Genomic DNA, 20,450 nt, shown 5'->3' with positions numbered 1-20,450 from the left:
TATAATTAAATATATAAATAAGCCAAGTCACGCTTGTTTTTAAATATTCCAAATTGTGTTTAAGCGTTATCTGTTGAGTTTGCCGACTGTACAGATGCGCTTTTTTCTTGCTTAATATTCATTTGGATATCATCGTGCATATGCTCAATATCTGTTCTAATAGCTTGTAAAGTCGATGAGATAATGTAATTTTGTTTAATGTTATTATTAACAGCTTGATGATAAACAGGTTGATTCGTTTTTATTGCATGTTCTCTATCATCTTCTAATTGTGATGATTCCATACCGATGTAGTCGAGAACGCTCTGAATCTTATTTCTCAAATCTGCAAATTCCACTGACTCGTTAACTTTTTCTGTGTATAACATGTTATTTACTCTCCTTATAAAAATTAATGTAATTTGGTCTATTTCTCTCGATCACTTTGATTAACTTTTCAATTTCTAGCTTAGCAAGATAAAGATTGTTTAAGTCGTCTTCTCGTGAGAAGTAACTAATTTCATTTGCTATATCATAATTTTTAACTCGCATTTTCTTTAAGATGTTTGTTGCATATACTGACATTTGAGCCATCGTTTCAAAGTCTTGAATCATATCTAAAATATCTAATTCACCAATGTATTTATCGTTTACGCTTTGATGTTTCATGTATTCTTGAATTAGTTCCATCTCATGTACTTCTCTATCATCTTTACTTAAATTTCTATTATTGATACGCTCGCTTATTAGCATTAGTGTAATCTCTCTGCCATATTTGCTTTTAAATTCTTTAATTTTCATATTAATTTTCCTCCATCATTTCTTCATCATCTAGGTATACGTCATACTCATCGTCGAATTCACCATGAAATTCATTTTTACTAACAAAAATTCTAGATTCATCTTCAACAGTTAGGCCATATAGCAATTCAGCGAGACATTCTTCATAACCTAATTGTTTTAACGCTTCAACACGACGGATTCCGTCAATAATATATAAGCCATCTTGTCTTACACTGACTGTGATGTAACCTATAGCAAGTCTGTTGAAATTTTCCACAATACCATCAGCATTTGGATTATTTGTGGAACGATAACTATAATCTACTTTCAAATCATTAATTTTAACTGTTTCAAATTTTTTATTCATTTTGATTCCTCCAAATTTTCTAATTTAAGTCCGTATGCTGTTGCGACAATAAATAGTGCAAAGGCTACGTATATATCACTTAGTACACCTATAAAAACTGTGCCTATTGATAATATAAGCATGTATAACATGTATCTTTTCATTTAATGTCCCCCTAAGAGTTATATATTTCATTAAAATTTTTCTTGATATACTCTTTCATTGGTTCTGCTAAAAACTTGTAATGATCTGCTTGTGATTTAGGCTCATGTACATACCTTTCAATATCCTTTTTAAATTTTGGATTTAGCAATAGTTTTTTCATAATTGAATTCCTTGATAATTGCATGTGTGACTGTAAATCTTTGAATGACCACACAAGTTTAGGTTCATTGATAATCACAATACTTTCATTTTCTTGTAGTTGTTCTTGCATTATTTTCACCTCCTTATTAAGCAGTAGCTTGTGTATTTAAGTATTTATTGTAAATGGTTTTACTGACTGAAATATCTAAACCAAATTTGTTAATAGAAGTCATTAAATCGACTGTGTCATCTAAAATTTGTTGTCGAATAATTAACATATCTTCACTCATTTGATCTTTTTTTAAGGCTTTATCATAACCAAATAATGTTGAAACACATTTATTAACTACAGTCGCACATTTTATATAGCTAATTTTTTGGGGATTAGATAAACCTTGTTGCAAAACGTCCATAGCTTTTCGTTGATGTTGCTTATCCATTAAGTGGAATACTTCATGTTGCTTTAATCCGATTGATTGTCTTAACTCTCTAATAACTTGCTTAACCCACTTTTTAAATTCTTTTGCTTCATCACGTCTGCTATTCCAAATAGCTTCGTAAATACCAAATTCTGAAAGTATCGTTGTTTTTTGTTGTCCTCCAAGGGTACTCACAATGTGAACCCCCTTTTCATCTTCATCAATCATACGATTCATATTAGTTGTGACACTGTATCCTAATACATTTGCAACATCACCTGCTATTGCCCAATACTCCCCGTCTTTTTCAATAAAACGAATTTCTTTACCGTCAAAAAATTGAGTAATCATTTAATTCCTCCTATATTTGTAATTCTTGAATAACATTAAAGTTAAAAATTTTTTCCGGCTTTTCATTTAAACCTGAAGCGATTTTACTTATTGTTTCTAAACTCGGATTAGTTTTTTGATCCTCTAATTTATATATTGTAGTTCTACTAATACCTGATTTAACACTTAGTTGAGTAATTGAAATTCCCTTAGATTTTCTTATTTCTTCTAATTTGTTATTCATGATTAACACCTCCTATACACAGAATACAAAATTCCAAACAACATGTCAACCATGAATAACAAAAAAATATTTGGCTAATTTTGTTAATCCTGTTAATCTTGAAGTACAATAATATTATTGACATAAATTTCAGTAACTTATAGGAGTGTCTACGATGAACGAATTCGGAAAAAAAATAAAAAAGTTACGCGGTGAAAAATCTATTCGTGAAGCAGCCAGAGGCATTGGAATAAGTCATACTTATTTGGATAGTTTGGAAAAAGGCTACGATCCCCGAACTGGTAAGGAAAGAAAACCAACCATAGATGTTATAAGCAAAATTTCAATTTACTATAATTATGAATTTAGCGATTTAGTTGATTTAGCAAATGTTTTTGTTTCACTTAATGATTTACCTGAAGAACAGAAAAAGATTCAAGCACAAAAAATGTTTTCAAAGTTTGAAGAACACCAGAACTTATCGAACAAAAATGTTAAGAAAACTCTACAAAATATTATCAATAATGACATTTCATCAAATCAATCACGATTTTTAGCTAATTCTTTAGAGTTTTTAAATGATTCGGATGAAGACGATATCAGATTCGTTGGTATTCTCCTTTTAATGTTAAATAAAAACAAAAAATGTGAAAATGAAAATGTTTACGAAGACCTAAGTTTTGAATTCAATAAATTTTTAAAAAAATATCTTAATATAAACCGAGGTGATTAAGTGGCATACATTGAAAAGCGAGGTAAAACATGGAGATATTCAATCTCATATGTAGATGATGAAGGTAACCGTAAAAAAGTTCAAAAAGGTGGTTATCGCACTAAACAAGAAGCTAAACGAATTGCAGAAGATTTAGAATATAAAATGAGAAATGGTTATGCTGTAAGTAATGATATAACATTTGCAGATTACTTTTATCAATGGTATGAAGTTAATAAACTACCACACGTGTCAGAATCAACTAAAAGACATTATGAATCTGCATACAAGCATATTAAAGACCATTTCAGACACAAGTTATTAAAAGATATTAAACGTACTGAATACCAAAAGTTTCTCAATGAGTACGGTTTAACGCATAGTTATGAAACGATTAGAAAGTTAAATAGTTATATACGTAATGCATTCGATGATGCTATACATGAAGGTTATGTTATTAAAAACCCTACATACAAAGCAGAATTACACGCATCTATTCCAGCCAAAACAGAAGAAATGAAGTTTATTAATGAATCAGAATTCAAAAAACTTAAACATTATTTTGAACAAAAAAATACCACCTCATCACTTGTGCTATTAGTAGCACTTGCAACAGGTGGTAGATTTTCAGAAATTGCTAAATTGAAACGTGAAGATCTGGATATTAAAAATAATAAAATTCATTTAAGAGGTACCAAAACCGAAACATCAGACAGAATAATAAGTATTGATACAGTAACTATGAAACGTATTCAATCATTTATTGATTCACGACCTACTAATATCAGTGGTTACATCTTTACTGTTGATGGTAAAACGATAACTAACGCTGCTGTAAACAAAGTACTGAGAAAAGCATGTGCTAATCTAAATATAAAAGAGATAACTATTCACTCGCTAAGACACAGTTTCTGTTCTATACTCATACATCATGGCTTTTCAATACTATATATATCAAAACATTTAGGGCATTCCAATCCAGCCACGACACAATCGATTTACTCCCACTTACTTCAAGAAACTTATGAGCGTGAAGATGAAAAAGCAATGAAATTACTAGAAACTATTTAAGCCACTTAATTATAAATATTAGGTGGTTTTTTACTATAATTTATTTTTCAGTCCCCAAATAGTCCCCACAAAGTAAAGAAAAAGCTTATATAACAACGTTTAATAACTTTATAATATGCCCTTCGAGGGGATATTTTGGATAATCTTCCTTAAAACCATCAAACTGAACATTGAAGTTTTCGGGCTTTCATTGACATTTACTATCCGTTGATGAAAGTCTTTTTTTATTTTCACACCATGAAAAATACCAAACCAGTAGATTTGAAACTCGCTGTTATTCAAAACGCTTAAATTTCAACATTTAAGCGTTTAAGATTTTGTGAAAATGATTTTGTATTTATTTATCAATATTTAATAACTTAAGCATAACACTATTACTTTACATTGATAAACGTGCTGCCTAAGACATCTCGCACATCATGAATAACTAAAAAGGCATTTTCATCTACTTCATTGACTAATTTTTTCACTCTTGTCACCTGAGATTGCGGCACAACAACATATAACATCGTTGTTTCCGTTTTTGCATAACCACCTTTTCCATTTAATAAAGTTGAGCCCCGACCAGTAAAGGAATTAATTTTGTCACTGATGATTTCATTCTTATTAGATATGATTGTAACGCCTTTTTTAGGATTAAAGCCTTCAATTATAAATGAAGTCGCTCTTTCAGTAATGAATAGCATAATAATCGTAAACAAGACATTCTTTAATGGTAACACCATCAAGAATGATAAGACGACAATGCCATCTAGAATAAAAATACCTTGTGATGTCTTCATTTCTGAGTATTTACTTATAATTTTAGCAATTACAGATGTGCCTCCAAGAGTACTCCCTGTAGAAATTACAAGTCCAGCACCTATTCCTATAATTGCACCACCAAATACAGAATTTATAACAAAATCATCTATCCCTAAATTAATATTTTCAGTTACTCGTAAAAAGAATGAGAGTGCCGTGTTTGAAATAACGGTATAAACAGCGATTGTTTTACTTAAATACTTCCAGCCGATAAAAACGACTATGGTATTAATAATCAAAGAAGACCAAGCTGGAGAAAATCCCAAAGTGTATTTTAAGGCTAGCGCAATACCTACCGTACCGCCATCACCCAAATTTGATCCAAGTAAAAAGCAATTTACACCTATAGCGTTGATAAACGTTCCAATTAAACATAAGATGATACTTTTATAATGATTTTTTATTAATGCTGTCATTGATTCACTCCCATTCTATTTCATTTAAATTTTAATCATGTCACAGACTATCTGCCATAACCTGTACTAAATATGATACTTAGCTGTACCTAACCTTAGACTGCAATAGCATACGCTTAATCTTCATAATCTATTTGGTGTCAACAAAGTAAGTTGATGCTTCAGAAAATACAACTCCGTTTGAATCATATTAAAAAAGACACCTCATATGAGGCGTCATATATAAATCTAATTAGCATATTATAATATCAAAACGCAGTTTTTTTCAATAACATTTTAATATATTTTTAAAATTAATTTTATCACTGGTAATAAACGCCATTTTCTTTTACAGACAAATGATTAAAGTTCAATTGTTTCACCACTACGAATTTTATCAGCCATTTGGTTTAATTTTCTTAAACGATGATTGACACCGGATTTAGAAATTGTACCTGTAGACATCATTTCGCCTAATTCTTTCAGAGAAATTTCTTGATGCTCTATGCGTAACTTCGCTATTTCCCGTAATCGATCAGGAAGATTATCTAAACCAATTTCTTGGTCGATTAGTTGAATACTTTCGACCTGCTTCATCGCTGCACTAACGGTTTTATTTAAATTCGCCGTTTCACAATTGACCAATCGATTTACGGAATTTCTCATATCTCTAACAATACGCACATCTTCAAATTTAAGTAATGCCTGATAGCCACCGATTAAACTCAAGAAATCAGAAATTTTTTCAGCTTCTTTTAAATAAGCAATGCTTCCTTTTTTTCGTTCTAGATGTTTAGCATTGAGTTCATATTCATTCATTAAATTCGTAATACCTTCGGAATGGTCTTCATACAATGAAAATATTTCTAAATGATAAGAAGATGTTTCTGGATTATTCACTGATCCACCCGCAAGAAAAGCACCTCGTAGATAACTTCTTTTCATTTCATCTTCACGAATCATCGCTTCATCTATTTCATGCGTAAAGACACCATTTTTCAATATACCTAATTCATCTAAAATTTCTTTAGCACGTGCTTTAATTCTACAAATATAAATATTGTTCTTTTTTAATTTCATTTTTTTTCTTACAAGTAGCTCTACTTCAACATTAAACACTTTTTTTATTAAGGAATATATCCGTCTTGCTGTCGTAGCATTTTCAGTTTGAACATTAATCACAAATTGTTGATTGGAAAGACTGAGTGCACCATTCATCCGTATAAGCGCACTGAGCTCTGCTTTTGCATTTGTTTCATCTACTTCTATTCTAGTCAGTTCATTTTTCATTTCTGATGCAAAGCTCATACATCTTCAGCCCCTTCTTATCTAAGTTTAATACTTAGTTTTTTTACGATTTTATTTATCTCGTTTAAATTCAATCGTTTCTGTCTCTCTCATAGCGATCTCGTAAATCATTTTAGACAAGACCTCTGTATTGTGTCGAACATAATTTTCTTGTGATACTTCCACCAAGTTTTCGTGCGTAAAAACTTTGATGTTTTGTGCTTCCATATCACTCATATTGCATTTAACTGGAACTGCCCCATCTTCTTTATAACGTTGTAAGACATCAGTGTTAAAAGTTTGGGTACTACATATAGCATAGTTTATACATTGACGACCCATGTGATTATGTATTGCTTCGACATGATCTAAGGCAGTGTAATGATTGGTCTCACCAGGTTGTGTCATAACATTTGATACATATAGCTTAGGCGCATCACAATTTAATAACGAATCCGCAATACCTTTAACGCATAAGTTTGAGATTACACTTGTATATAACGAACCTGGTCCTAAAACGATTAAGTCTGCATCCTCTATCGCTTCAACCGCTTCTTCCATAGGTTCTACATTTTCTGGTTCTAAAAATACACGTTCGATTTTTTTATTTTTTTTAGGAATTTTTGATTCACCATAAACAATTTCGCCATCTTCCATCACTGCATTTAAGCGTACACTAGAATTTGTAGATGGTATCACACGGCCTCTTATATTTAAAATTTTACTTAATTCTTTTACTGCATGGCCAAAATCATCATTTATATTCGTTAATGCAGCTATCAATAAGTTGCCTAAAGAATGACCTTCAACTTGATTTTCTTTAAAACGATATTGAAACAATCTTTCAATTGTTGATTCAGAATCACTGAGTGCTGAAATTACATTTCGTATGTCACCTGGTGCAGGAATATCCATTTCATTTCTGATTTTCCCCGTACTACCTCCATCATCAGCAACTGTGACAATCGTCGTAATATCTATCGGGAAGTCTTTTAAACCACGTGCTAAAACAGATAAACCTGTACCACCGCCAATAAGTACAAGTTTAATTCTTTTCATTTTTTCGTTTCACGCCACTTTCAATTTGAGCATCTCTATGATGCACATATACATTATAGTCAAAATTTTCATTAAGCTCTGCACCAATACGTTTTGCTAAAGCTACAGAACGATGCTGGCCTCCAGTACAACCAATCGCTATCACAAGTTGTGATTTACCTTCTTTTTTATAACCTGGAATCATAAATTTTAATAAATCCATTAATTTCTCATAAAAAATATTTGTTGCTTTCCATTTCATAACGTAATTATATACTGCTTCATCTTCACCAGTTAATGGTCTGAGTTCATCTACATAATGCGGATTCGGCAAAAATCTCACATCAAACACTAAATCCGCATCCATTTGAATACCATGTTTAAACCCAAAACTTGTTACATTGATATTAAATGTTTGATAATTACTTTGATTAAAGTAATCTCCAATGCGCTTACGAAGCTCTTTAGGTTTCATAAATGATGTATCAATCGTATAATTTGCTAAACTTTGAATTTCAGCGAGTAAGCTGCGTTCTTCTTCAATTGCTTCAATTAATGAGCGCTGGCCTTGTTCGTTTAATGGATGTGCACGTCGCGTCTCTTTATAACGCGAAATCAACTTTTCATTGGATGCTTCTAGGAACATCATATCAACGATAATGTCTGAGTTGCTTTTGATTTGATCGATTTCTTTAATCAATGATTTGAAAAGTTCTTTCCCTCTTAAATCAATGGCAATGGCAACCTTTTGCAACGAAGGATTTCCTTGACCCATTAATTCTACAAACTTCGGCAATAGTATTGGAGGTAAATTATCTACACAAAAATAACCGATATCTTCTAAACTTTGAATTACAACCGACTTACCTGCGCCAGACAAACCAGTCACAACTAATAATTCACTTTTAGTCACTTCTTTTTCTTCTCGTTGCATTGCTTTACACCATCCAAAGATTATTTTTAATATTCCATTTATAATATTGGAATTTTTTATCCATATACGCAATCGTTTTAACTTAGTCAGTTTATGACCACTATGCTATCACATTATATTTTACATGAAAAACGACTTTGGTAGTAGTTTTATCACTTAATTCACCTTAACTGCTATTGCAGACTAACTTAAAAGTAACAAAGTTGTTGCCAAAAATGTTAAAGGACCTTTATCTCTTTTTCGATTCACATCATTTATGAAAAGCAGCATCTCTTTACGACGTTTTAAAAATCATCACGCATACATCTGCATAAAAAAACTAAAACGCATAACTAGCGAATACTTCAACCTTAAAATGCGATTATGTAAAAAAGCTAGAATGCTCAACCTACATGATTCGTGTAAGGTTGGTACATTCTAGCTCTGTCTGAATCTCGTTATTATTTAATTAATTACAGTAAATAACGCTTTTATGCCTATGCTTCTATAACATCTTTTAATTCTTCAATATATGAAATTGCACTTTGTGCTGCAATACTGCCATCGCCTGTTGCAGTTACGATTTGACGTAGACCTTTTGCCCGTACGTCACCAGCAGCATATACGCCTGGTATTTTCGTACTCATATCTTCATTAGTAACAATATAACCTACTTCATTTGTAATGCCTAAATTTTCAAATGGTGCTGTTAGTGGTTTCATACCAATGTATACGAAAACACCATCAGCATCTAATGTTTGTTCAGCACCATCTTTAGTAGATTCTAAAGTAACTGAACCAACTTTGCCGTCTTTTTCATTGATTGTTTTTAGAGTATGGCTCCAAATAAAATCGATTTTATCGTTTTTAAATGCACGATCTTGTAAGATTTTTTGCGCACGTAGTTCATCTCTACGGTGTACGATTGTTACACTATCAGCAAATTTTGTAAGGAATGTACCTTCCTCAACTGCTGAATCTCCACCACCGATAACAAATAATTTTTTGTTTTTGAAGAATGCACCATCACATACTGCACAATAACTTACACCGCGACCGCCTAATTCTTGTTCACCTGGCACACCAATTTTTTTATATTCAGCACCAGTAGATATAATCACAGCTCGTGCAGTAATTTCACTGTTTCCAAGATTTATAACTTTGTATTGACCTTTATCTTCTATTGATTTGATATCACCATATTGATATTTTGCGCCAAATTTTTTAGCATGTTCAAACATTTTAGTTGATAAATCTGGCCCTGTTATCATTTCAAAACCTGGGAAATTTTCAACTTCTTCTGTATTTGCCATTTGTCCACCTGGCATACCACGTTCAATCATTACAGTACTTAAGTTTGCACGCGATGCATATACGGCAGCAGTCATACCAGCTGGTCCTGCGCCTACAATTGCAACATCAAAATCCACTTGTTCAGCCATTTAAATTGCCTCCTGTTTATTAATTCATTATACGCATTATATACGATTTCTTGCATTTCATAAAATTATATGCTTACCAAATAATCTATCGTTTTATTCAAACGATAAGCTGTTATATCAAACCATTCCAATACTTGTTGCTTCGTAATCTTAGCATCCATACTACGATAATACATATAAACAAAAGCTGCCACATAATCATCTACATATGTTAAATCTGCTTGTTCTGCTATAATTGCCTCTGCTTTATCAATCCATACAATAAATAATTCTGCGTTATTTTTCAAATATTCAATATTATACAACATTAACATGCCTCTATGAATGAAATCTAACTTATTTAACTGTAAACCTTGAATAAGATAAGTTAAATATAGTTTTTCATAATCATTCATATCTTCTAAGACAGCCCATATATCTTGTGTGAGTAGTACTTCACGACCCTTTAATTGATTTAACAAGAAAATCCCGTATAACCTATGATGACTATCATCACTTAATAATAGTGGTAACACTTGCTCGTTAAAGTACGACTTGCTTTGTTCAATGACCCAAGGTGCATAACCTACATCTACCTTAGATATTTCTTGTAACTTGGACCAAAAAAATTTGCTATCTTCAATATTATTGAGATGATAATGATTATGGCTCAACGCATTATACATTTGTATAGAAAGAAATTTCCCTTTTCTATAAAGAGGTTGTAACAATTTTTGGGAAGCTTCATATTGTTTTAAATAACATAGGACAATACCTAATTTGAATGATTCATCATCATTCATAGGTACAACTTTACTTAAAATATTTAAATACCGTTGATACTTTTCTTGTTCATTAGTGTTATACAATAATAATGTGTAATGGCAAAGCGCATGTACATCAGTATTGTCCTCATTAAGCAAACGTTCAAACATTACTTTAGCAGTATCATATTCATTGAGATAAAGGTAACACATAGCTAATAAATTTCTAACCACTCGATGATCTTGAATCGCTTCATTTTGATTCAAAATAAAATTTCTTGCTTCAGGTAGTCTACCTTGTGAGAATAAATATTGAAAAATGAGTTGAACAGCAAATAATTGACATTCAATCTCTATCTTTTCTTCTGAGTTATAAGTAACTTCAAACATTTCTTCTAGCTCTTCTTGGTAATCATCATCTTCTGCTAAAATGACGTAATTCATTCCAAATAAAAAGGCTTTATTTGCTTCATTTAGTGTAATATTCAGTTGACTGAGTTGATAGTAACTATCCATGACTGATTCTTGCTTTGCAATCATTTCATAAAAAATATGTTCTGCTCTATTGTTATAACCAAGATGTGCGAGACACTCTGATAATTTTACTTTAATTTCAAAAACATCAAATTCCTGGGGTGACATTTCAAGCACTTTTTCATAGTATTCTGCTGCCTTTTTATAATCTTGTTGTTGATATTTTTGGTCCGCTAATTTCCTATAAAAAGGACTGTCAAGCTTCATTGAAATAATTTTATTGTTGTTTTGCGCCATCCATGTTCACCTCCTGTATTTAGTCATTGTTTCAGTTGCATTGGATTTCCGTACGCCAATGTGTGATTAGGGATATCTCTAGATACTACAGTACCGGCACCAACCTTCACATAATCCCCAATTTTCACACCAGGTAAAATGGTTACATTGGCTCCGATTAACGTATGATTTCCAATATCAACATGCCCTGTACGAAATTCATCCACTAAAAACTCATGCGTCAAAATAGTTGTATTATAACCTATGACACAGTTTTCACCAATCGTGATATATTCAGGATGCAATAAATCAGGTACGACTTTAAATGCAAATGCACTATGTCTACCTATATTCATATTTAATAAATTGCGATACATCCAATGCTTTAATTTCACATTAGGTAAGTAGCGACAAACTTCAACAACTACTGTTTGTTTAAACATTTTGACGCGGCTTATATAACGATACATATGCCACAACGGATTTTCACCGTCAACTTTTAACTTTTTTAAGTCACGCATTATATTCTATCACTTCACCTTTTGCTTTGACCATGTTAAAGGGCCAACATCTTTATATCGTGGTGCATTATATTTCAATCTTCTAACTATCATAAGGACAATTCCAGCAACTATAAGCACGACAGACATCAGTTGAGCAACACGTATATCTCCAGTGAGCATTAAACTATCTGTGCGCAAACCTTCTACAAAGAATCTACCTATAGAATACCAGATAAGATATAGTGCGAAAGTATCACCTATACGTAAGTGTTTTCTTAATGAGATTAATATAACAAATCCTAGAATATCCCATATAGATTCGTATAAAAACGTCGGTTGGTAGTATTGGCCATCAATATACATATTGTCAATAATAAAGTCCGGTATATGGATATTTTCTAAAAATGATTTAGACACAGGACCACCATGGGCTTCATGATTCATAAAGTTACCCCATCGACCAATACCTTGTCCTAAAATCAAACTTGGCGCAATCACATCACCAATTTGAAATGGATTGATATTTTTTTGTTTACACACGAAAATACCTGTGATAAAACCACCAATTAGACCACCGTGGATAGCGATACCACCATACCAAATCATTGGTATTTCTATTGGATGTTGTGCATAGTATGGCCATTGAAAAATAACAAAATAGATTCTGGCTGCGATAAAACCAAAAATCGCACTCCAAAAGATGATATCAATCAATATATCTTTATCAAAACCTATGCGTTTAACACTTTCTTGAGCGATAAAATATCCTAATAGTATACCTGCGGCGATGATAATGCCATACCAATGAACCGAAATAGGACCAAGCTCAAATGCGATTGGATCAATATAATTCAATAACATCATTGATTCTCCTTATTGTTGCTACCGTTACGCATAATTTCAGCATTTAAGCGTTCATTGAATTCTTCTGCAGTGTTAATGCCCATAATATTAAGTCTGTAGTTCATCGCTGCAACTTCAATAATCACTGCTACGTTACGACCTGGTCTAACCGGTATTGTCTTTTTAGTAATCTCAGTATCTAAGATGCGCAATGTTTCCTCATTCAAGCCAACACGGTCATACAATTTATCTTTATGCCAATTTTCCAAATGAATATTTAAACGTAAACGCTTTTCAGTCAAAATGGAACCTGCACCAAACAGTGTCATGACATTAATAATACCTAAACCTCTAATTTCTAATAAATGCTCTATTAATTTAGGTGGCCTACCAATCAATTCATCTTTACTTATTTCTCTAATTTCTACGTTGTCATCCGCGACAAGCCTGTGACCACGCTTGATTAATTCAAGTGCTGTTTCACTTTTACCAATGCCTGAGTCTCCTGTTATAAGCACACCGACACCATACACATCTACCAACACACCGTGCAATGAAGTTGTTCTTGCCAGCTCATGTTCTAAGAAAGTCGTTAAACGACTCATTAATTGCGTTGTTGCAACTGTTGATGTGATAAGCGGTGTATCAAACTCTTTAGCTGATGCTACAAGCTCTTCTGGCGGTTCTAAATCTCTTGTCACAATAATTGCTGGTGTTTCTGGCCGGCATAATTTTTTCATGCGTCCTTTGCGCTCTTCATCAGGTAGTAGGTTATAAAATGACAACTCTGTTGTCCCTAACAACTGAATGCGGTCGGATGCATAGTGAGAAAAATATCCAGCCATTTCTAATCCTGGTCTTGATATATCTGTGTTTTTTATTTGTTTATTTAAGCCTGACTCTCCAGCTATAAGCTCAAGGTTAAAGCGTTCAATTAAACTCTTTGTTGTTAACATAGATTCACCTCTATTAATATTTCTCCTGAAATTACATATGTCATTATCATATCAAAAAGGACTGATAATCTATATAAAAAAGTACAGAAGTCCAAAATAAATCCTATCGTAAACATCATACCTTATATTATTTATGAATGAAATTACTGTCACTGATTTAAACATTTAATTTATTTTAAATCATTGCGTTGACCACCCAACATGTCTAAATAAATTAAAATATTAGATATCAAAAAATACTCCATACATTCTGACATATGATGATGTCTACTTGTATGGAGTAACTAATATTTTATATGTTATTACAAAGTTTATTCAATATAACGTTATGCTTGAACAGTATCTCTTTCTAAAACTGGTTTTAAATATTGACCAGTATAGCTACCCTTCACTTTTGCGATATCTTCTGGTGTGCCTGTTGCAACAATTGTGCCACCACCATCACCGCCTTCTGGACCTAAATCAATAATGTGATCAGCCATTTTTATAACGTCTAAATTGTGCTCGATGATAACAACTGTGTCACCATTATCAACCAATTTATTTAATACTTTTAATAATCGACTAATATCATCAACATGTAAACCAGTGGTTGGTTCATCTAGAATGTAGATAGAACGACCTGTAGAGCGTTTATGCAATTCTGAAGCAAGTTTAACACGTTGTGCTTCACCACCAGATAATGTCGTAGCCGGTTGTCCTAAAGTAACATAACCTAAACCAACATCAACTAATGTTTTCAATTTACGATGTATTTTAGGCACATTTTCAAAAAAGTTTGTTGCTTCTTCGGCAGTCATAGCCAAGACATCTGCAATGTTTTGACCTTTGTATGTTACTTCAAGCGTTTCACGATTGTATCTAGTACCACCACAAACTTCACAAGGCACATAAACATCTGGTAAAAAGTGCATTTCTATTTTAATGATACCGTCACCTTTACACGCTTCACAACGACCACCTTTAACATTAAAACTAAAGCGGCCTTTAGAATAACCTCTCACTTTTGCTTCATTCGTTTGTGCAAAAATATCTCGTATATTATCAAAAACACCAGTATAGGTTGCTGGATTAGAACGTGGGGTTCTACCAATCGGTGATTGATCAATATCAATAATACGATCAAGTTGGTCTATACCGTTAATTTCATCATAATCTCCTGGTTTGACTTTAGATTTATTAATCTTCTTAGCTAATGACTTATACAATACTTCATTGACTAATGTACTTTTACCAGAACCAGACACACCTGTAACAACATTCATCGTTGAAAGTGGAAAATCTACACTGACATCTTTCAAATTATTACTACGTGCGCCTTTGACACTAATCTTTCTATCCGTAACTTCACGACGTGATTCTGGCACCTCAATTTTCTTCTTACCACTCAAATATTGACCTGTTAATGAATTTGTATTTGCCATAACTTGTTTAGGCGTACCACTAGCAACAATTTCACCACCGTGTTCACCAGCACCTGGTCCTACGTCTACTAAGTAATCTGCAGCACGCATCGTATCATCATCATGTTCAACAACGATTAAAGTGTTACCTAGATCGCGCATTTCTTTTAATGTGCTAATTAACCGATCATTATCACGTTGATGCAAGCCTATAGAAGGTTCATCTAAAACATATAATACACCAGAAAGCCTAGAACCAATCTGAGTTGCCAAACGTATGCGTTGCGCCTCACCACCTGATAAAGAGCCAGATGCACGATTTAAGGTTAAGTACTCTAAACCTACGTTATATAAAAATTCTAATCTCGAATTAATCTCTTTTAGAATTTGATTGGCAATTTTTCTGTCTTGTTCTGACAATGTGATATGTTCATAGTTATACAATGCATCTTTAATTGAACGTTCTACCACTTCACCAATGTTTTTCCCGTCCACATATACTGATAAGGCTTCACGGCTTAATCGTTTACCGTGGCAAGTTTCACAAGTGAGTTCTGTCATGTATTTGCTCATCATTTCTCTTACGAGTTCTGAAGGAGAATCATGATAACGTCTATTGATATTATTAATCACACCTTCAAACGCCATTGTACGTTTTCTCGTTTGGCCATTTCGTTGCTTGAATGTAAATTCAATTTCTTTATCTTTGGAACCATAAAGAATAATATCCTTTTGACGTTCAGTTAATTTTTTGAATGGTTTGTCCATATTTATTTTATAGACTTCACAAACACGATTTAATAATGTTGGATAAAAGTCTGAACTTGATGATTCCCAGGCAACGATTGCACCTTCATTCAATGATTTCTCTTTATCAGGAACGACTAAGTCTAAATCGACCATCAGTTTTTGTCCTAAACCATCACAAGTCGGACAAGCACCGAATGGGCTGTTAAAACTAAACATTCGTGGTTCTAATTCCCCGATTGAGAATCCGCAAATAGGACAAGCATGATTTTCGGAAAATTTCAACTCATCGCCACCAATAATATCTACAATTAAGTTACCTTCAGCTAATTGTAACGCCGTTTCTATAGAATCTGCTAGACGTGTTTCAATACCTTCTTTGATTACAAGGCGATCTATGACAACTTCTATCGTATGATTCTTATTTTTATCTAAATTCGGCACTTCATTAACATCAATAATTTCGCCATCAACACGCACACGTACATATCCCTTTTTACTAATATCATCAATTAATTTTTCGTGCGCACCTTTTCTATGAGTTACTACAGGCGCCAGTAATTGAATCTTACTACGCTCTTCAAGTTGTAAAACTTGATCGACCATTTGTTGCACAGTTTGAGATTCAATTTCGATACCATGATTTGGGCAAAATGGCTTCCCAACACGCGCATATAACAGACGAATATAATCATAAATTTCAGTAACTGTTGCAACTGTAGATCTTGGGTTTTTACTCGTTGTTTTTTGGTCTATTGAAATCGCAGGAGATAAACCTTCAATCGTATCGACATCTGGCTTGTCCATTTGTCCTAAAAACTGTCTTGCATAAGCACTTAATGACTCTACATATCTACGTTGACCTTCTGCATAAATCGTATCAAAAGCCAATGAAGATTTGCCTGATCCAGATAAACCTGTTATAACTATAAGTTTATTTTTAGGTATTTCAATATCAACATCTTTTAAATTATGGGCACGTGCCCCTTTAACTACAATGGATGGTTGTTTCATTTTCGTCACCCTTCTGCTTTTAATTCAAACAACATATCTCTGAGTTCAGTTGCTTTTTCAAAGTCTAAGTCTTTAGCTGCTTGCTTCATTTCTTTTTCTATATTATCAATCGTTTTCTCACGCTCTTTTTTCGTCATTTTCTTAGGTACTTCCGTACGTTTTGCTTCGTTTGTTTCATCTGTTTCAACAGTAGCACTGATCACATCATGAATTTTTTTATTAATAGTAGTTGGTGTAATATTATACTTTTCATTATATGCTTGTTGAATCGATCTACGACGCTCTGTTTCATCAAGTGCATAGCGCATTGAATCCGTAATTTTATCACCATACATAATCACTTCACCACCACTATTACGGGCTGCACGACCTACTGTTTGGACAAGTGATCTCTGAGAGCGTAAGAAACCTTCTTTATCTGCATCTAAAATAACGACTAGTGATACTTCTGGTATATCAATACCCTCTCTTAATAAGTTAATACCAACGATCACATCGTAGGTACCCACACGTAAATCTCGAATAATTTCAATTCGCTCTAAAGTTTTAATTTCTGAATGTAAATAATTCACTTTAATGCCTGCTTCTTTCATATACGTGGTTAAGTCTTCACTCATCTTTTTAGTCAATGTCGTTACTAAAACACGTTCATTTCGTTCAATACGCGTTTGTATTTCGCCAAGCAGATCATCAATTTGATTTTCTGTAGGTCTCACTTCAATTTTAGGATCTAATAATCCTGTTGGACGAATGATTTGCTCCACCATTTCATCTGTATGTTCTAATTCATAAGGTCCTGGTGTAGCAGATACATATACGAGTTGTTTCGTTTTTTCTTCAAATTCTTCAAATTTTAACGGTCTATTGTCTAAAGCACTTGGTAGCCTAAATCCATGATCCACAAGTACTTGTTTACGCGCACGGTCACCATTATACATACCTCTAATTTGTGGTAATGTCACATGTGACTCATCAATCATCACAAGCCAGTCATCTCCAAAATAATCAAGCAATGTATAAGGCGTGGAACCCATGGGTCTAAGTGTCAAATGTACAGAATAATTTTCAATACCTGAACAAAATCCCATCTCTCTCATCATTTCCAAATCATAATTCGTTCTTTGTTCTAAGCGCTGAGCTTCAAGCAATTTATTCTCAGAACGCAATTCTGATAATCGTTCTTCAAGTTCATTTTCAATACGTTGGATGGCAGATTTCATTTTTTCTTCTCGTGTAACGAAGTGAGAAGCTGGGAAAATAGCAAAATGATCGCGCTCTCTCAACACTTCTCCAGTTAAGTAATTAACCTCACGTATTCTATCTATTTCATCTCCGAAAAATTCAACGCGAATACACATTTCTTCACGAGAGGCAGGAAATATTTCTACAACATCTCCTCTAACTCGGAACGTACCACGTCTGAAATCTATATCATTTCTTGTGTATTGCACATCTACTAATTTTTTAAGTAACTCGCTTCTGTCCATTTCCATACCTACACGAACACTAACCACTAAGTCCCGATATTCTTCTGGATTACCTAAACCATAGATACAGCTCACACTAGCTATGATAATAACGTCATCTCTTTCAAATAGTGCACTTGTCGCAGAGTGACGCAATTGGTCAATTTCATCATTAATTGACGCATCTTTTTCAATAAATGTGTCAGTTGATGGTACATACGCCTCTGGTTGATAATAATCGTAGTAACTGACAAAATACTCGACTCTATTTTCAGGAAAGAATTCTTTAAATTCACTATATAATTGTCCTGCTAACGTTTTGTTATGGGCGATGATTAAAGTCGGTTTACCAACTTGTTGAATCACATTACTCATTGTAAATGTCTTACCTGTACCCGTAGCTCCAAGTAAAGTCTGATGTCTCTTACCCGCATTCACACCATCTACAATTTGTCGAATCGCTTCTGGTTGGTCCCCTTTAGGATCAAAATTCGATTGCAATTTAAATGGGTAGTGTTCCATAATGACACATGCCTCCTATTATATTTCTATCCGTTCGAACATAGTTTAAATATTTCATTTAATACGCGACTTATTATAGTGGCTGTAACTATATTTTACTTAAGTATACTATTAACAGTTTACATTTTAACAGATTTATTACCTTTAATACAAACATTTGTTCGCAAAAATGATGTTTCACTAAATAAAAACAAACACAGTATAATACCATGTTTGTTTGCGTTCATAAATTTTTATTCAGATAAAATGAAGTTAAATAATTATATACCTTTCATCATGCTATTACAATTAAGTTGCTTAACGCTTAATACTTAATCATCTTCTTTTTTATGGAGTTCTAGTTGGTCAATAATTAAGTAACCTGCTAATAACGAAGCAACGTCTATAAAAATAATCCATTCATCATGAAAAAATCCTTTTTCAATTGAAGTACCTATTAAAATCAAAGTTAAAATCGTACCTACCCATTTACTTCTAGTCAGTACGCTAAACAATACGACAAGTATGCATGGAAAAAAAGATGCAAGTATATACCAGATCATTCATGTCACCCGTTCCTATTATTTAAAATAGACATCGTTGTTTCTCGTAATTCCGATTTCGGTATAAATCTCTCTGTAAGCATTTCAGGAATAATATTTTCTATAAAATCTTGTACTGAATTCAAATGATCAAATTGCATGATTGTTTCTAATGACATTTCATATATTTCAAAAAATAGTGGTTCAGGATTACGTTTTTGAATTTCACCAAATGTTTCATATAACAAATCAATTTTATCAGCAACTGATAAGATTTGACCTTCTAGCGAATCGTCTTTTCCTTCTTGCAGTCGCTCTCGGTATATGGATTGATATTGCTCTGGTATTTCTTCGTTTATAAAATGATCTACCATTTCTTCTTCTACTTGTGAGAATAATTTTTTTAATTCTCCACTCGCATATTTGACTGGCGTTTTAATATCCCCTGTAAAAATTTCGGCGAAATCATGGTTTAAGGCTTTTTCGTATAAGCTTTTCCAATCTACTTTATTGCCGTGATATTCTTCTACTGTACCTAAATACTGAGCAATTTTAGTCACTTTAAAAGAATGTGCAGCAACATTATGCTCAAAATATTTAAATTTCCCAGGCAATCGTATTAATTTTTCTAAGTCTGATAAACGTTTAAAATATTGATGTACTCCCATGATAGCGCCTCCTCATTTATTTAATGATTGATTATACTTGATTTTATAATATCATTCCATATGTAAAATGTCTTTTTAATGCCGTTAAATATCATCAAATCGTTCTAATTTTAAAATATAACTTACTTTTTAGTCTTTCAAGTTTTACTCATTTTACAAGATTCAAAAATAATAAGACTGTAATAAATTTTAGTGAAAATCATATTGAGTGTAAAAAATACTGATTCTGACACGTTTAGCCTGCACGCAGGGCCTCTAAAATAATA

The 20,450-nt window shown here is 32.8% G+C and carries 22 protein-coding genes; 2 read left to right on the top strand and 20 right to left on the bottom strand.

Annotated features, from left to right (window positions below; genetic code table 11):
• Positions 1 to 59: 59 nt before the first annotated feature.
• From KA830_RS05510 to KA830_RS05480, 7 genes are read right to left on the bottom strand one after another with little or no spacing between them, the layout of a single operon-like run.
• Positions 60 to 368: a hypothetical protein gene (locus KA830_RS05510; RefSeq protein WP_107386559.1), complete on the bottom strand. Its 309-nt coding sequence runs from the start codon at positions 366 to 368 to the stop codon at positions 60 to 62.
• A gap of 1 nt (position 369) precedes the next feature.
• Entirely contained in the window at positions 370 to 780 is a 411-nt protein-coding gene (locus KA830_RS05505; RefSeq protein ID WP_107386558.1) for a hypothetical protein, read from the bottom strand.
• 1 nt (position 781) lies between these two features.
• Complete coding sequence (locus KA830_RS05500) at positions 782 to 1,129, bottom strand: hypothetical protein (protein ID WP_229767955.1); 348 nt, start codon at positions 1,127 to 1,129, stop codon at positions 782 to 784.
• A complete protein-coding gene (locus KA830_RS05495) occupies positions 1,126 to 1,272 on the bottom strand; it encodes a hypothetical protein (RefSeq protein ID WP_154409531.1) in 147 nt (48 codons plus the stop codon). The genes KA830_RS05500 and KA830_RS05495 overlap by 4 nt, the downstream gene beginning before the upstream one ends.
• Positions 1,273 to 1,283: 11 nt before the next feature.
• Complete coding sequence (locus tag KA830_RS05490) at positions 1,284 to 1,544, bottom strand: DUF771 domain-containing protein (protein WP_192947445.1); 261 nt, start codon at positions 1,542 to 1,544, stop codon at positions 1,284 to 1,286.
• A 16-nt stretch (positions 1,545 to 1,560) separates the two neighbouring features.
• On the bottom strand, positions 1,561 to 2,184 hold the full coding sequence (locus tag KA830_RS05485) for a BRO-N domain-containing protein (protein WP_107523358.1): 624 nt from the start codon (positions 2,182 to 2,184) through the stop codon (positions 1,561 to 1,563).
• A gap of 10 nt (positions 2,185 to 2,194) precedes the next feature.
• Positions 2,195 to 2,407 carry a helix-turn-helix transcriptional regulator gene (locus KA830_RS05480; RefSeq protein WP_107523359.1) on the bottom strand — a complete coding sequence of 71 codons (213 nt, stop codon included), beginning with the start codon at positions 2,405 to 2,407 and terminating at the stop codon, positions 2,195 to 2,197.
• Between the two features lie 154 nt (positions 2,408 to 2,561).
• On the opposite strand from KA830_RS05480, the gene KA830_RS05475 reads away from it, so the two are divergent.
• Entirely contained in the window at positions 2,562 to 3,119 is a 558-nt protein-coding gene (locus KA830_RS05475) for a helix-turn-helix domain-containing protein (RefSeq protein ID WP_107523360.1), read from the top strand.
• Complete coding sequence (locus tag KA830_RS05470; RefSeq protein WP_210129270.1) at positions 3,120 to 4,169, top strand: tyrosine-type recombinase/integrase; 1,050 nt, start codon at positions 3,120 to 3,122, stop codon at positions 4,167 to 4,169. It begins immediately after the preceding gene.
• A gap of 374 nt (positions 4,170 to 4,543) precedes the next feature.
• Here the strand turns inward: KA830_RS05470 and KA830_RS05465 are convergent, their stop codons facing one another.
• The 13 genes from KA830_RS05465 to KA830_RS05405 all read right to left on the bottom strand — a co-directional run bounded on the left by KA830_RS05465 (position 4,544) and on the right by KA830_RS05405 (position 20,184).
• Entirely contained in the window at positions 4,544 to 5,389 is an 846-nt protein-coding gene (locus KA830_RS05465) for a YitT family protein (protein ID WP_046207442.1), read from the bottom strand.
• Between the two features lie 342 nt (positions 5,390 to 5,731).
• Positions 5,732 to 6,676 (bottom strand): DNA-binding protein WhiA, encoded by a 945-nt coding sequence (gene whiA / locus KA830_RS05460; RefSeq protein ID WP_046207441.1) that lies wholly within the window; start codon positions 6,674 to 6,676, stop codon positions 5,732 to 5,734.
• A 51-nt stretch (positions 6,677 to 6,727) separates the two neighbouring features.
• Positions 6,728 to 7,714 carry a gluconeogenesis factor YvcK family protein gene (locus tag KA830_RS05455; protein ID WP_105873836.1) on the bottom strand — a complete coding sequence of 329 codons (987 nt, stop codon included), beginning with the start codon at positions 7,712 to 7,714 and terminating at the stop codon, positions 6,728 to 6,730.
• Positions 7,701 to 8,627 (bottom strand): RNase adapter RapZ, encoded by a 927-nt coding sequence (gene rapZ, locus KA830_RS05450; protein WP_046207439.1) that lies wholly within the window; start codon positions 8,625 to 8,627, stop codon positions 7,701 to 7,703. Before rapZ ends, KA830_RS05455 begins: the two co-directional genes overlap by 14 nt.
• Positions 8,628 to 9,103: 476 nt before the next feature.
• Positions 9,104 to 10,048, bottom strand: a complete 945-nt coding sequence (gene trxB, locus KA830_RS05445; protein WP_046207438.1) for a thioredoxin-disulfide reductase — start codon at positions 10,046 to 10,048, stop codon at positions 9,104 to 9,106.
• 65 nt (positions 10,049 to 10,113) lie between these two features.
• On the bottom strand, positions 10,114 to 11,562 hold the full coding sequence (locus KA830_RS05440) for a tetratricopeptide repeat protein (protein ID WP_210134097.1): 1,449 nt from the start codon (positions 11,560 to 11,562) through the stop codon (positions 10,114 to 10,116).
• Between the two features lie 23 nt (positions 11,563 to 11,585).
• Entirely contained in the window at positions 11,586 to 12,062 is a 477-nt protein-coding gene (locus KA830_RS05435) for an acyltransferase (RefSeq protein ID WP_046207436.1), read from the bottom strand.
• Positions 12,063 to 12,071: 9 nt separating this feature from the next.
• The gene (gene lgt / locus KA830_RS05430; RefSeq protein ID WP_204180210.1) at positions 12,072 to 12,908 is read right to left on the bottom strand and encodes a prolipoprotein diacylglyceryl transferase; all 837 of its coding nucleotides are present in this window, start codon (positions 12,906 to 12,908) and stop codon (positions 12,072 to 12,074) included.
• Entirely contained in the window at positions 12,905 to 13,843 is a 939-nt protein-coding gene (gene hprK, locus KA830_RS05425) for an HPr(Ser) kinase/phosphatase (RefSeq protein ID WP_046207434.1), read from the bottom strand. The genes lgt and hprK overlap by 4 nt, the downstream gene beginning before the upstream one ends.
• A gap of 326 nt (positions 13,844 to 14,169) precedes the next feature.
• Positions 14,170 to 17,007 (bottom strand): excinuclease ABC subunit UvrA, encoded by a 2,838-nt coding sequence (gene uvrA, locus KA830_RS05420; protein WP_204180209.1) that lies wholly within the window; start codon positions 17,005 to 17,007, stop codon positions 14,170 to 14,172.
• A gap of 5 nt (positions 17,008 to 17,012) precedes the next feature.
• Positions 17,013 to 18,998, bottom strand: coding sequence for an excinuclease ABC subunit UvrB (gene uvrB / locus KA830_RS05415; RefSeq protein ID WP_176745312.1), 1,986 nt, complete (start codon positions 18,996 to 18,998; stop codon positions 17,013 to 17,015).
• A gap of 308 nt (positions 18,999 to 19,306) precedes the next feature.
• On the bottom strand, positions 19,307 to 19,537 hold the full coding sequence (locus KA830_RS05410; protein ID WP_019469490.1) for a CsbA family protein: 231 nt from the start codon (positions 19,535 to 19,537) through the stop codon (positions 19,307 to 19,309).
• Positions 19,538 to 19,542: 5 nt separating this feature from the next.
• Positions 19,543 to 20,184 (bottom strand): YfbR-like 5'-deoxynucleotidase, encoded by a 642-nt coding sequence (locus tag KA830_RS05405; protein WP_019469491.1) that lies wholly within the window; start codon positions 20,182 to 20,184, stop codon positions 19,543 to 19,545.
• Positions 20,185 to 20,450: the final 266 nt, after the last annotated feature.

This window comes from Staphylococcus sp. GDY8P119P (genome assembly GCF_017892075.1).
In the GTDB taxonomy this organism is placed as follows: Bacteria; Bacillota; Bacilli; order Staphylococcales; family Staphylococcaceae; genus Staphylococcus; species Staphylococcus ureilyticus.
This window is presented reverse-complemented; position numbering and strand designations above follow the sequence as displayed.